Source organism: Streptomyces sp. NPDC050625 (assembly GCF_040654755.1).
Classification (GTDB): domain Bacteria; phylum Actinomycetota; class Actinomycetes; order Streptomycetales; family Streptomycetaceae; genus Streptomyces.
This window is the reverse complement of sequence record NZ_JBFAIQ010000002.1, coordinates 54,408-67,523: the sequence shown is the minus strand read 5'-3', so window position 1 is coordinate 67,523 and position 13,116 is coordinate 54,408. Positions and strand designations below refer to the sequence as shown.

The following is a 13,116-nucleotide window of genomic DNA, read 5'->3' as shown; positions in this document are numbered from 1 at the left end:
AGTGTCAGTGCTGCGGCGCACCGAAGGGATACGCCATGCGAGCTGCCGCCCTCTACTCGGCCGCCGGGTCGTTGCTGCTGACCACCCTCGCCGCCGCGCCGGCCGGCGGCGCGCCCGGTGCTTCGGGTGTCCCGGGTACGGCGACCGAGACGCGTGGCACGGTGGTCGCCGCCGCGCGTGCCCGTGCGGAAGGCATCGCCTTCGGGAAGTGCCCCGCCGCGGAGGGCCTTCCGGACAGCTTGCGGTGCGGCACGGTGCGCGTCCCGCTGGACTACGCGCATCCCGACGGCAAGCAGATCGAACTGACCGTGAGCCGGACCGCGGCCACGCACAAGGACCCGCGCAACAGCAAGCGGAAGGTGCCCCGGCAGGGCTCGCTCGTCTACAACCCGGGCGGTCCGGGCGCCTCCGGCATGGCCTTTCCCCTCGTCGGCGCACTGCCCGAGTGGCAGCGGATCGCGGCCGCGTACGACCTCGTCGGGTACGCCCCGCGCGGGGTGGGCCGGTCGGCGCCGCTGTCCTGCCAGGCCCCGGAGCGATTCTTCAAGGGGCCCTCGCAGGCGCCGACGCATCCGTCGGAGTCGTACAAGAAGGAGCGGATCGCGGAGGCGACGGCGTACGCGCACGACTGCGCCCAGCGCGCCGGAAGCGGGCTGCAGTACTACAACTCGCTCAACAACGCCCGTGACCTGGACGTCCTGCGTGCCGCGCTGGACGAGGAGAAGCTGACCTTCATGGGCGCGTCGTACGGCACCTACTTCGGGGCCGTGTACGCGACGCTGTTCCCCTCGCACGTACGGCGGATGGTGCTGGACGCGGCCGTGAACCCGGACCCGGCGCAGATCTGGTACCGCAGCAACCTGGAGCAGTCGGCAGCGTTCGAGAACCGCTGGACCGACTTCCGTGAGTGGGTCGCCCGGCACGACGACGTGTACGGGCTCGGTGCCACGGCCGAGAAGGTGCAGCGCAGCTACGACCGGGCGCGGGCGGCGCTGGCCGCGAAGCCGGCGGGCGGCAAGGTCGGGCCGGGGCAACTGCAGGGCGCGTTCCTGATGGCCGGGTACTACGACGACGTCTGGCCGAGCCGCGCCGAGGCGCTGTCGGCGTATCTGAAGGGCGACACCGGGCCACTGGTGAAGATCGCCTCACCGGCCGTTGGGACGGGGACGGCCGCCGAGGCCGAGAACGCGAGCGCGGTGTACGCGGCCGTCGAGTGCAACGACGCGCCCTGGCCGACGGACTGGGCGGTCTGGGACCGCGACAACACCCGGCTCGCGCGCGTGGCGCCCTTCGAGACCTGGGACAACGCGTGGGCGAATCTGCCGTGCGCCTACTGGAAGGCGCCCCGGCAGGTGCCGCTCGACGTGCGGACCGGGCCGGACGAGTTGCCGCCGACGCTGATCCTGGCCGCCGAGCGGGACGCTGCCGCGCCCTATGACGGGGCGCTGGAGATGAACCGGCGGCTGGCCGGCTCGGTCCTGGTGACCGAGCGGGACGCCGGCACGCACGGCGTCGCGGGCGGTCCCAACCAGTGTGTCAACGCCCACCTGGACGCGTACCTCCTACAGGGCCGCCTCCCCAACCGCCACGCGTCCTGCGCCGCCCACCCGGAACCAAGGCCCCAGCACCAGTCGCAACGAGACGCCCTGAAGGGAAAGTCCGACCAGCACTGAACCCTCACGGCCCCGCACACAACAGCCAAGCCCCACAGCCCCGACAGGCCAAGCCCACACCAACTCACCGAGCCCCTCACGGGCCGAGCCTCAGGACACCGCGGCCGGTCAGGCGGCCCGGCGTCAGCTCGCCGGTTACTTGCGACGGCCCGCACGACACCCGCCGGGGAAGACCCCCGGCCCGACCGACCCGGAAAACGGCACGGCCGATCACGCAAGCCCGGCGATCAACGCACCAATCACCTCGCGGCAGCCGGCACGGAACCCGCCGGGAGAAGCCCCCCCGGCCCCCGGCCGACCCAGAAAACCGCGCGCCCCATCAGGCAAGCCCCCGTCAGCTCACCGAGCTTCTCGCGGGCCGAGCCTCAGGACACCGCGGCCGGTCAGGCAGCCCGGCGTCAGCTCGCCGGTTACTTGCGACGGCCCGCACGACACCCGCCGGGGAAGACCCCCGGCCCGGCCGACCCGGAGGGCGGCACGGCCGATCACGCAAGCCCGGCGATCAACGCACCAATCACCTCGCGGCAGCCGGCACGGAGCCCGCCGGGAGAAGCCCCCCGGCCCCCGGCCGACCCAGAAAACCGCGCGCCCCATCAGGCAAGCCCCCGTCAGCTCACCGAGCTTCTCGCGGGCCGAGCCTCAGGACACCGCGGCCGGTCAGGCAGCCCGGCGTCAGCTCGCCGGTTACGTGCGACGGCCCGCACGACACCCGCCGGGGAAGACCCCCGGCCCGACCGACCCGGAGGGCGGCACGGCCGATCACGCAAGCCCGGCGATCAACGCACCAATCACCTCGCGGCAGCCGGCACGGAACCCGCCGGGAGAAGCCCCCCGGCCCCCGGCCGACCCGGAAAACGGCACGGCCGAATGCGCAAGGCCGACGATCAACTCGCCTATCACCCTGCGGCGGCCCGAACGGGGCCCGTCGGGGGACGCCCCCCGGCCCCGTCGGGCCCACGAAACCGCGCGCCCCATCAGGCAAGCCCGCGATCAGCTCACCGAGCTCTCTCGCGGGCCCGCCCGCAGCACTCCGCAGTCGGTCAGGCGAGGTCTGCGATCAGCTCGGCGATTTCCTTGCGGCGGCCCGTGTAGAACGGGATTTCCTCGCGGACGTGCATGCGGGCCTCCGAGCCGCGGAGGTGGCGCATGAGGTCGACGATGCGGTGCAGGTCGTCGGCCTCGAAGGCCAGGATCCACTCGTAGTCGCCGAGCGAGAACGAGGCGACCGTGTTGGCGCGGACGTCCGGGTAGCCGCGGGCCATCTTGCCGTGGTCGGCGAGCATGCGGCGGCGGTCCTCGTCGGCCAGCAGGTACCAGTCGTACGAGCGCACGAACGGGTACACGCTGACATAGTTGCGCGGCGTCTCGTCGGCGAGGAACGCCGGGATGTGCGAGCGGTTGAACTCCGCCGGACGGTGCAGCGCCATGTTCGACCAGACCGGCTCCAGCGCGCGGCCCAGCTTCGTGCGGCGGAAGAGGTTGTACGCCTCCTGCAGCTGGTCACTGGTCTCGGCGTGCCACCAGATCATCAAGTCGGCGTCGGCGCGCAGACCGGACAGGTCGTACGTACCGCGGATGGTCACGTCCTTCGCGGCGAGCTGGTCGAACAGCTCCTGGACCTCGTCCGCGTAACCCGCGCGGTCCTCGGGCAGCACGTCCTTCAGCTTGAAGACGGACCACAGGGTGTAGCGGATGACCTCGTTGAGGTCCTTGGCCAGCTTGCCCTTGTTCGGGATCCTGCCGGTCTCGGTGGTGGGTGCGTCGTCACTCATGTCCCTTATTCTCCCGCTCCGCCATGAAGACTCTGCACCGGGTTGGCGGTGAGCTCCTGCACACCGCTCGAATCGCCGCCCAGCCGGTCCACGGCGGCGTACGCGCTCGCGATGCAGGCCGGGATACCCACGCCGTCGTACTGCGCTCCGCACACGGCCAGCCCCTGCAGCTTGGCGACGTGCTCGCGGATGCGGGCCACGCGCGCGTGGTGGCCGACGGGGTACTGAGGCAGGCCGTCGGTCCAGCGGGTCACGAGCGTCCGCACGGGAGTCGCGTCGAGGCCGATGGCCGCCCTGAGGTCGTGCCGGGACACGTCGACCAGGTGGGCGTCCTCGTGCTCCAGGATCTCCGTCTCGCCGTACCGCCCGACCGAGGTGCGCAGGACGACGACGTCGGGGTCCTCCTCGGCGATCCAGCCCCACTTGCGGGAGGCGAACGTCGACGCCTTGATTGTGCGGCCGTCCACGGGCGGGACGAGGAAGCCGCTGCCGTCGGGCAGCGCGGCCTCGCTGCGCCGGTAGGCGAGGGTGATCAGGGCCATGGAGGCGTACTCGACGGCCCGTAGCTCGGCCGCGGCCCCGGGCGACTCCGCGGCCAGCAGGTCGGCGGCGGCGGGCGCGGGGACGGCGACGACCACGGCGTCGGCGTGCAGGACGCGGTCGCCTGCCGTCACACGCCAGCCGCCGGCGGCGTCCCGGCGCAGCTCCGTCGCCGGCCGCGAGGTGAGGATCTCGCCCCCGCGCGCGGTGACGGACTCGGCGACGGCGAGGGGCAGCGTGCCGACACCGCCCTCGATGCCCATGAACACGGGCCCGGTCTGTCCGCCGGCCGCCGCCTTCGCCTGGATCTCGCGGACGGCCTCCGTCAGGGAGTCATGGGTCTGGGCGGCCTGGAAGAGCTGCGGGACCGCCGAACGCATCGAGATGCGGTAGGCGTCACCGGCGTACACCCCGCCCAGCAGGGGTTCGACGAGGCGGTCGACGACCTCGCGGCCGAGCCGCGCCGCCACGTACTCCCCGACCGCCACGTCCTCCCCGACCTCCGTACGGGGGAGGTCGGCGTCGCGCTCGATACGGGCGAGGCCCTCGTCGGACAGCACACCGGACAGGGCGGAGGCGGTACCGGGCACGCCCATCACATGCCCCTTGGGCATGGGGCGCAGGGCGCCGCGGGTCCAGATCGAGGCGGCCGCGGTGGCGGGCGGCCGGAGCCGGTCGCCGAGGCCCACCTCGCGCGCGAGCCCGACCGCTTCGGGGCGGCGGGCCAGCATCGACTCGGCGCCGAGGTCAACCCGTACGCCCTCGATCTCCCCGGACCACAGTTTGCCGCCGAGTCTGCGGCCCGCCTCCAGCACGGTCACGCGCGCCCCGCGCTCCAGCAGCCGGTGCGCGGCGGCCAGCCCCGCGATACCGGCCCCGATGACGACGACATGATCCGTGCCCGTAGGTGATCCGCTCATGGCTCCACCCTCTCAGACCCGGCCGACACTCCCGCCAGGGCCATGTGGCCCTGCCGAGTCCCGACCGTGACCGCATCGGGACTCGCCCCGCCAAACGTCCCGGCCCGGCCCGGCGTCCAAGGAGCGTCATCGTCACGACCCTCGGGGGTACCGCCACATGCGCACACGACGTTCCGTACGACCGGCCCGGGCCCTGACCGGGATCCTGCTCGCCGCCACGCTCGCGCTCGCGGGCTGCGGCGGCTCGGACTCCTCCGGCGGCAGCACGAGCGACGCCAAGGCCGCCGCGGGAAGCGCGCGCCAACGGGGCGCCGCCGAGAGCTACTCCGGCGACGCCGCGAAGGGCTCCGCGGCGAAGGCACCCGACCTCACCGCGAACCGCATCATCCGCACCGCCTCCCTCACCGTGCAGGTCAAGGACGTGCCCAAGGCGCTGGACGAGGCCCGTACCACCACCGAGAACGCGGGCGGCTACATCGGCAACGAGAGCACCACGCGCGATGCCCGGGGTCACGAGCGCACCCGAGTGATCCTGCGCGTCCCCGTCGAGAAGTACGACGAGGTCCTCGCCGAACTCCAGGGCACGGGCAAGCTGATCGACCGCACGTCCAAGGCGCAGGACGTCACCGACCAGGTGGTGGACGTCGACAGCCGCATCCGGTCGCAGCGGGCCAGCGTGGCCCGGGTCCGGGAGCTGATGGACAGGGCGACCAAGCTCAGCGACGTGGTCACCCTGGAAGGGGAGTTGAGCAACCGGGAGGCCGACCTGGAGGCGCTGCTCGCCCGGCAGGCGTCCCTGAAGGACCGCACGAGCCTGGCCACCATCACCCTGTCGCTGTCCGAGACGCCGGTGAAGAAGGCCGCGAAGGACGACTCCCCCGGCTTCGTGGACGCGGTGTCCGGCGGCTGGCACGTCTTCGTCACGATGCTGCGCTGGATCGCCCTGGCCCTCGGCGCGGTGCTGCCGTTCGCCGCGCTGGTGGCGCTGCTGATGCTGGTGTGGCTGCGGATCGTACGGCGCCGGCTGCCGCTGCGTGCGGCTCCCGCGGCCGGTCCTGGTCCGCTGCCGGCGAGCGGCCGGGGACCCGGTGAGGAGGGTGAGGAGAGCTGACCGAGCCCGAAATGGCCCGTCCCCGTAGCGTGTTCACATGAGCATGAGCGGTGGACGGGGCGGGACGGAACGGCTGGTCGTGATCGGCGGCGACGCCGCGGGGATGTCCGCGGCGTCGCAGGCGCGCCGGCTGCGCGGGCCCGGCGAGCTGGAGATCGTGGCGTTCGAGCGCGGCCACTTCACCTCGTACTCGGCGTGCGGGATCCCGTACTGGGTGGGCGGCGACGTCCCCGACCGGGACCGGCTGATCGCGCGCACACCCGAGGAGCACCGCGCGCGCGGGATCGATCTGCGGCTGTGCACCGAGGTCACCGAGATCGACGTGGCCGGGCAGCGGGTACGCGCGCGTGACGTGGATTTGGGCGCCGAGTCCTGGACGTCGTACGACAAGCTCGTGATCGCGACGGGCGCGCGCCCGGTCCGCCCCGACCTGCCGGGCGTGAACGCCCCCGGAGTGCACGGCGTGCAGACCCTCGACGACGGCCAGGCCCTCCTCGACACACTGACACGCTCACGCGGACGGCGGGCGGTCGTCGTCGGCGCGGGCTACATCGGCGTCGAGATGGCCGAGGCCCTCATCAACCGGGGCTACGAGGTGACGGTGGTCAACCGTGGCAAGGAGCCCATGGCCACGCTCGACCCGGACATGGGGCGTCTGGTGCACGAGGCGATGGAGGGCCTGGGCATCACCATGGTCAATGACGCCGAGGTCGTCGGGATGCCCACCGGAGCGGACGGCCGGGTGCGCGCGGTGGCCACACGGGACGCGGAGTACCCGGCGGACGTGGTCGTGCTGGGCATCGGCGTGCGCCCGGAGACCGCCCTGGCCGAGGCGGCGGGACTTCCGCTCGGCGGGCGGCGCGGTCTGCTCACCGACCTCGCGATGCGGGTCCGCGGCCACGAGAACATCTGGGCCGGCGGCGACTGCGTGGAGGTCCTCGACCTGGTCTCCGGCCAGGAGCGGCACATCGCGCTGGGCACCCACGCCAACAAGCACGGCCAGGTCATCGGCACCAACGTGGGCGGTGGTTACGCCACCTTCCCCGGGGTGGTCGGCACGGCGGTGAGCAAGGTCTGCGACCTGGAGATCGCCCGCACCGGACTGCGCGAGAAGGACGCGCACCGGGTCGGTCTGCGCTTCGAGACGGTCACCGTCGAGTCGACCAGCCGTGCGGGCTACTACCCCGGTGCCTCCCCCATGACGGTGAAGATGCTCGCCGAACGCCGCACGGGACGGCTGCTCGGCGTGCAGATCGTCGGCCGGGAGGGCGCGGCCAAGCGGGTCGACATCGCCGCGGTGGCCCTCACGGCGGGCATGACGGTGGAGGGGATGACGGCCCTGGACCTGGGCTACGCCCCGCCGTTCTCGCCGGTGTGGGACCCGGTCCTGGTGGCGGCGAGAAAGGCGGCGGCGAAGGTGCGCGACGGCGAAGGTGCGCGACAGCGCCCGGGCGACGGGACCTAGGCCGACCCGCTGATCCGCGGGAGTGCGGTCACGCCCGCGTTCGTCGAGGTCGCCGGTGCGGGCTGTTCGCCCGCCGGCCTGGCGTGCGCGGCGGACGGGCGGGTGGACCGCAGACGGTTGCTGACGGCCTCGTCCAGCGTCACCGGCCGCTGCATCTGCGTGGCCAGCCGCCCGGCCTCCTGGCCGAGTCTGGCGACATCCTCCCAGGGGAGCTTCACGACAAGGGAGAGCTCCGCCTCCCCGTCGGGCAGAGCCTGCATCGCGGGAGCAACTCGCTCGTTCATCGCCTGATCCTCACGTCGGTTGACCAGTGATACGCGTGCACGGGCGGGCCCGTTCATCGATTCGCGGGCCGCATCGGGGGCACTACTCCTGTGTGGTCATCCCCGTGCACGACGTGAACCCGGTACGCCGCACCCCTTGGGTGACGTATGCGCTCATCGCCGCGAACGTCCTCGTCTTCGTGTCCACGCCCGGCATAGCCGGTTCCGTGGCCGGCGGCAGTGACCTGGCCCAGCTGTGCCATCTCCAGGCGTTCATGGACCACTACGCGGCCGTGCCCCGGGAACTGATCCACCATCAACTGCCCCGGCTGGTCCCGACGGGCGAGGTGGGGGTGGGCCCGCACGGCCCCGGGTGCGTGGTGGCCCCGCCGCACTACACCAAGTCGCCTCAGCTGTCGGTGTTCACGTCGATGTTCCTGCACGGCAGCTGGCTGCACCTGCTGGGCAACATGCTCTTCCTGCTGATCTTCGGCAACAACGTCGAGGACCGGATGGGCCACATCCGCTACTTCCTCTTCTACGTCGTCTGCGGCTACGCGGCCGGCTACGGCTTCGCGCTGCTCAACGCCTCCTCGGGCGCCCCGCTGATCGGCGCGTCCGGGGCGATCGCCGGGGTCCTGGGCGCCTATCTGGTGCTGTATCCCAGGGCGCGGGTGTGGGTCCTGGTCCCGTTCCTGATCTTCCTGCCGCTACGGCTGCCCGCCTGGCTGGTGCTGGGCTTCTGGTTCGTGCTCCAGGCGGTGTACTCGTCGGGCCACGGTGTCTCCGGCGCCGGGACGGTGGCCTACGCGGCGCATGTGGTCGGCTTCGTGGCGGGGATGCTGCTCGCCTGGCCGCTCAAGCCCGGCACCCCGCCGCCACCGGAGCCGCGCAACCTGCTGTTCGGCAGGCAGGCCCGGCCCCGGCACACCTGGTGAGTCAGCGGGCGGTCCGCGTGTGGACGTAGTCCACGAGCCGGGTCAGGGCGTCCGGGTCGGTGGAGGGCATCACACCGTGGCCGAGGTTGAAGACGTGCCCCTCCAGGCCGGCGGCCGTCTCGAGCACCTCGCGCGTCTTGGCCTCGACGGCCTCCTTGGTGGCGAACAGCACCGTCGGGTCGAGGTTGCCCTGGAGCGCCTTGCCGGGGCCGACGCGACGGGCGGCCTCGTCCAGGGGAACGCGCCAGTCGACGCCGACGACGTCCGCGCCGGCCTCGCCCATGAGCTTCAGCAGCTCACCGGTGCCGACACCGAAGTGGATGCGCGGGACGCCGTACCCGGCGACGGCCTGGAAGACCTTGGCGGAGGCGGGCAGCACCGAGCGGCGGTAGTCCGCCGGGGCCAGCGCTCCGGCCCAGGAGTCGAACAGCTGGACCGCGCTCGCGCCCGCCTCGATCTGGACCTTCAGGAAGGCGGCCGTGATCTCGGCGAGCCGGTCGAGGAGGTCGGCCCACAGTTCGGGGTCGCCGTACATCATCGCCTTGGCGTTCTCGTACGTGCGCGACGGACCGCCCTCGACGAGGTAGCTCGCGAGGGTGAAAGGAGCACCGGCGAAGCCGATCAGCGGGGTGGAGCCCAGCTCGCGGGTGAGCATCCCGATGGCCTCGGTGACGTAGGAGACGTCCTCGGGGCCGAGGTCGCGCAGCTGGGCCAGATCGGCGCGGGTGCGGATCGGGCGCTCGACGACCGGGCCGACGCCGGGCTTGATGTCGAGGTCGATGCCGATGGCCTTGAGCGGTACGACGATGTCGCTGAAGTAGATCGCGGCGTCCACGTTGTGCCGGCGCACCGGCTGGAGCGTGATCTCGGTGACCAGCTCGGGCCGCGTGCAGGACTCCAGCATCGGAACGCCCTCGCGCACCTTGCGGTACTCCGGCAGCGAGCGCCCGGCCTGCCGCATGAACCACACGGGGGTGTGCGGCACGGGCTCGCGCCTGCACGCCTTGAGGAAGGCACTGTCGTACGTCGCTGTCGGCTGCTGGCCCGTGGGGCTTGCGTTGGCACTCACGACGGCAAGTCTCGCACGGCCCCCAAGCCGACGTGGCCGCGGCCTTGAGGGTGTCTCTCCCTGCGCCGAGGCCCCGTTCCCCTTAATCTTCCCCGCATGGCTGCGGCTCAGGGACGACTGTCGGACGGCGCTGGCGAAATGGACGACGCGAAGGAGACGGGGGAGGCGGAGCGGCACAAGGACAAGGCGGCCCCGCCGGCCTTCCGGACCGCGGTCGAGGCGATCAGGAGCGCGCGGCTGCGGCCGCAGGTCGAGGTGGAGCCGACGCCGGCGCCGCAGCGGCTCGCCCCGTTCGCGTACGCCCTGGAGGCCGCGGTGGTCGACGGCGACCAGGAACTCGCCGACGGCCGTCTGGTGCTGCTGCACGAGCCGGACGGGCACGAGGCCTGGCACGGCACCTTCCGGCTGGTGACGCTGGTACGCGCCGAGCTGGAGCCGGAGATGGCGGCGGATCCGCTGCTGCCCGAGGTGTGCTGGTCGTGGCTGACCGGGGCGCTCCAGGCGCGCGGGCTGTCGTACGGCGAGCCGAGCGGCACGGTCACGCGCGCGAGCTCGCACTACTTCGGCGGGCTGGCCGAGCGCCCGGCCGCCTCGCAGATCGAGATCCGTGCCTCCTGGACGCCCCGTGAGGGCCTGGGCGGAGTCCCGGACAGCGCGGCGCATCTGGCCTCCTGGTGCGATCTGCTGGCCCAGGTCGCGGGTCTGCCGCCGGCCGCCCCGGGCGACGCCTCGGTGGTGACGCTGCCGCAGCGCCGCAGGGGACCGCAGTCCCGTTGACCGCCCGCTTTCGGTTGATCATCATCTCGTTGACCATCTCTTTGTCGATACGGCCACTTTCAGTCCCGTAATCGCCACGACTCGAGCCGACTCGATCTTCGGGTGATCGATCGCGTGTCCGAATTGCACGGATTGTTACTCACTAGATCGTGATCATTCTCTAAAGGCGGACGGGTTTGATGCCGAAGACAGCTGTGACCTTGAAAGCACGGTTCGTCCCGGCTTCATCCCCAGAGCCGGCCCCGTCCCGCACTCCAGGAGGCCTGGTGTCCGTTCTTCTTGAGCAGCCCGCAAGCCTGGTCGCCTACCGCCCGAACAAGCCGACCGCCATGGTGGTCGTGGCCGACCCGCGCGTCCGCTCCACCGTCACCCGCCATCTGTGGGCGCTCGGTGTGCGTGATGTCATCGAGGCCTCGTCCATCGCGGAGGCTCGTCCCCGCATCGGCAACCCCCGCGACATCTGCGTCGCCGACGTCCACCTTCCCGACGGTTCCGGCCTGACCCTCCTTTCCGAGACCCGCGCCGCAGGCTGGCCGAACGGGCTGGCACTGTCCGCCGCCGACGACATCGGCGCCGTGCGCAACGCCCTGGCCGGCGGGGTCAAGGGCTATGTCGTCACCGGGACCCGGACCAACATCGGGCTCCCCACCAGACCGGGCACCTCCCCCATCGGCGCCACCGCCGCCCGTATGCACCGCCGCCCCCCGGGTTCCCCGAGCCACCCGGGTGGCTACCGCGAGCTGTCCGGCCGCGAGGTCGAGGTGCTGCGACTGGTCGCGGAGGGCCAGTCGAACAAGGCGATCGGCGTCTCGATGGGCCTGTCCGCACTGACCGTCAAGAGCCACCTCGCCCGCATCGCCCGCAAGCTCGGCACCGGTGACCGGGCCGGAATGGTCGCGGTGGCCCTGCGCACCGGGATCATCCACTGAACTGGCCGAAACCGTACGCCGAACCCGCCGGAGGCCCCGCACCCACCTACCGTGTTCGTTCACTCACGTGAACGAGATGTTTCACCGAGCTGACTGGTTTACGACCCCCTGACGCCCGTCGACGGAACGTTCCGTCGACGGGCGCTGTCCACACACAGATACCCTTGACAGGTGACCGACGCCCAAGACACCGCAGCCGACATGCCACTGCGCACCACCGGAGGGACCCCTCCGGACGACGGCGGATCGTCAGCGGCGGGGGCGCCGATCCCTTTGCTCGAACCGCGCGAGGGCATTCCGCCGGTGATCGCCGACGAGGCCTCGCTGGCCGAGGTGATCGCCGCCTTCGCCGCCGGCTCCGGCCCCGTGGCCGTGGACGCCGAGCGTGCCTCCGGCTACCGCTACGGCCAGCGCGCCTATCTGGTGCAGCTGCGCCGCGAGGGCGCCGGTACCGCGCTGATCGACCCCGTCGCCTGCCCCGATCTGTCGGGGCTCGGCGAGGTCCTGTCCGGTGTGGAGTGGGTGCTGCACGCCGCCACCCAGGACCTGCCCTGCCTGCGCGAGATAGGCATGGTGCCCAGCCGCCTGTTCGACACCGAGCTGGCCGGCCGGCTCGCCGGGTTCCCCCGGGTCGGCCTGGGCGCGATGGTCGAGGGCGTGCTCGGATTCGTACTCGAAAAGGGGCACTCCGCCGTCGACTGGTCGACCCGGCCGCTGCCCGATCCGTGGCTGCGGTACGCGGCCCTGGACGTCGAGCTGCTCGTCGACCTGCGCAACTCCCTGGAGAAGGAGCTGGACCGGCAGGGCAAGCTGGAGTGGGCCCGCCAGGAGTTCGACTCGATCGCCGGCGCCCCGCCCGCGGAGCCGCGCAGGGATCCCTGGCGCCGTACGTCCGGGATGCACAAGGTGCGGCGCCGACGGCAGCTGGCCGTGGTGCGCGAGCTGTGGGAGACGCGGGACCGCATCGCCCAGCGGCGGGACGTCTCGCCCGGAAAGGTGCTCGGTGACGCCGCGATCGTCGAGGCGGCGCTGTCGCTCCCGGTCAATGTGCACGCGCTCGCCGGGCTGAACGGGTTCGGGCACCGGATGGGCCGGCGCCAGCTGGAACAGTGGCAGGCCGCGGTGGACCGGGCCAAGGCCCTGACGGAGGCGCAGCTGCCGCAGCCGGGGCAGCCCGTCGCCGGGCCGCCGCCGCCCCGGGCCTGGGCCGACAAGGACCCGGCCGCCGCGGCCCGGCTCTCCGCCGCGCGCGCCGCGGTGTCGGCGCTGGCCGAGCGGCTCACCATGCCCCAGGAGAATCTCATCGCCCCGGACACCGTGCGGCGGCTCTGCTGGGAGCCGCCGAAGTCTGTCGACATCGACTCCGTGAGCGCTGCCCTGTCCGGGTACGGTGCGCGGCCGTGGCAGGTGGCGCAGGTGGCGCCGGCGCTCGTCGACGCGCTGTCGGTGAAGGACGCGTAACCGCGACAGCGGTTGGTCACGCACCGCGGCGTCGAGATCACGCCAAGATCCTGGGACGCCCCGGACGAGGAAGGACGGCCGCCTTCGACCAGGCGGCCCGGTCCACGCGCTTCCACTCGCTCCCACGCGCTTCCCGGTGACGGTCGCATCCCCGCCGATGTGACGTTCGCCGCTCCCCGCGTCAGGGGTGTGCAGCTA

At 72.4% G+C, this 13,116-nt stretch carries 11 protein-coding genes; 7 read left to right on the top strand and 4 right to left on the bottom strand.

Translation table 11 applies throughout. The annotated features are described in order from the left end of the window. The first annotated feature begins 35 nt into the window (after nt 1-35). Complete coding sequence (locus AB0I54_RS04580) at nt 36-1,673, top strand: alpha/beta hydrolase (RefSeq protein ID WP_363294405.1); 1,638 nt, start codon at nt 36-38, stop codon at nt 1,671-1,673. A 1,040-nt stretch (nt 1,674-2,713) separates the two neighbouring features. Here AB0I54_RS04580 and hemQ read toward each other — a convergent pair. Beyond that, entirely contained in the window at nt 2,714-3,445 is a 732-nt protein-coding gene (gene hemQ / locus AB0I54_RS04575) for a hydrogen peroxide-dependent heme synthase (RefSeq protein ID WP_363294404.1), read from the bottom strand. 5 nt (nt 3,446-3,450) lie between these two features. Next, entirely contained in the window at nt 3,451-4,905 is a 1,455-nt protein-coding gene (gene hemG, locus AB0I54_RS04570; RefSeq protein ID WP_363294403.1) for a protoporphyrinogen oxidase, read from the bottom strand. A gap of 157 nt (nt 4,906-5,062) precedes the next feature. On the opposite strand from hemG, the gene AB0I54_RS04565 reads away from it, so the two are divergent. Then, nucleotides 5,063-6,016 (top strand): DUF4349 domain-containing protein, encoded by a 954-nt coding sequence (locus AB0I54_RS04565; protein WP_363294402.1) that lies wholly within the window; start codon nt 5,063-5,065, stop codon nt 6,014-6,016. 37 nt (nt 6,017-6,053) lie between these two features. Further along, nucleotides 6,054-7,481, top strand: coding sequence for an FAD-dependent oxidoreductase (locus AB0I54_RS04560; protein ID WP_363294401.1), 1,428 nt, complete (start codon nt 6,054-6,056; stop codon nt 7,479-7,481). Here AB0I54_RS04560 and AB0I54_RS04555 read toward each other — a convergent pair. Next, nucleotides 7,478-7,765 carry a hypothetical protein gene (locus tag AB0I54_RS04555; RefSeq protein ID WP_363294400.1) on the bottom strand — a complete coding sequence of 96 codons (288 nt, stop codon included), beginning with the start codon at nt 7,763-7,765 and terminating at the stop codon, nt 7,478-7,480. The two genes, AB0I54_RS04560 and AB0I54_RS04555, sit on opposite strands and share 4 nt — an antisense overlap. A 92-nt stretch (nt 7,766-7,857) precedes the next feature. Here AB0I54_RS04555 and AB0I54_RS04550 point away from each other — a divergent pair, with 92 nt between their 5' ends. Then, nucleotides 7,858-8,682 (top strand): rhomboid family intramembrane serine protease, encoded by an 825-nt coding sequence (locus tag AB0I54_RS04550; protein WP_363294399.1) that lies wholly within the window; start codon nt 7,858-7,860, stop codon nt 8,680-8,682. 1 nt (nt 8,683) lies between these two features. Here AB0I54_RS04550 and hemE read toward each other — a convergent pair whose 3' ends face one another. After that, a complete protein-coding gene (gene hemE / locus AB0I54_RS04545) occupies nt 8,684-9,751 on the bottom strand; it encodes a uroporphyrinogen decarboxylase (RefSeq protein WP_363294398.1) in 1,068 nt (355 codons plus the stop codon). Nucleotides 9,752-9,847: 96 nt separating this feature from the next. On the opposite strand from hemE, the gene AB0I54_RS04540 reads away from it, so the two are divergent. The 3 genes from AB0I54_RS04540 (at nt 9,848) to AB0I54_RS04530 (ending at nt 12,918) form a co-directional block, all read left to right on the top strand. Beyond that, nucleotides 9,848-10,528: a DUF3000 domain-containing protein gene (locus AB0I54_RS04540; protein WP_363294397.1), complete on the top strand. Its 681-nt coding sequence runs from the start codon at nt 9,848-9,850 to the stop codon at nt 10,526-10,528. Between the two features lie 266 nt (nt 10,529-10,794). Next, on the top strand, nt 10,795-11,457 hold the full coding sequence (locus AB0I54_RS04535; RefSeq protein ID WP_263213751.1) for a response regulator transcription factor: 663 nt from the start codon (nt 10,795-10,797) through the stop codon (nt 11,455-11,457). Nucleotides 11,458-11,628: 171 nt separating this feature from the next. Continuing rightward, nucleotides 11,629-12,918 carry a ribonuclease D gene (locus tag AB0I54_RS04530; RefSeq protein WP_363294396.1) on the top strand — a complete coding sequence of 430 codons (1,290 nt, stop codon included), beginning with the start codon at nt 11,629-11,631 and terminating at the stop codon, nt 12,916-12,918. Nucleotides 12,919-13,116: the final 198 nt, after the last annotated feature.

Bases quoted from the DNA above. Each gene is read 5' to 3' on its own strand.
- AB0I54_RS04540 (WP_363294397.1), top strand. From the start codon at position 9,848: ATGGCTGCGGCTCAGGGACGACTGTCGGACGGCGCTGGCGAAATGGAC.
- AB0I54_RS04580 (WP_363294405.1), top strand. From the start codon at position 36: ATGCGAGCTGCCGCCCTCTACTCGGCCGCCGGGTCGTTGCTGCTGACC.
- AB0I54_RS04565 (WP_363294402.1), top strand. From the start codon at position 5,063: ATGCGCACACGACGTTCCGTACGACCGGCCCGGGCCCTGACCGGGATC.
- hemG (WP_363294403.1), bottom strand. From the start codon at position 4,905: ATGAGCGGATCACCTACGGGCACGGATCATGTCGTCGTCATCGGGGCC.
- AB0I54_RS04560 (WP_363294401.1), top strand. From the start codon at position 6,054: ATGAGCATGAGCGGTGGACGGGGCGGGACGGAACGGCTGGTCGTGATC.
- AB0I54_RS04555 (WP_363294400.1), bottom strand. From the start codon at position 7,765: ATGAACGAGCGAGTTGCTCCCGCGATGCAGGCTCTGCCCGACGGGGAG.
- hemQ (WP_363294404.1), bottom strand. From the start codon at position 3,445: ATGAGTGACGACGCACCCACCACCGAGACCGGCAGGATCCCGAACAAG.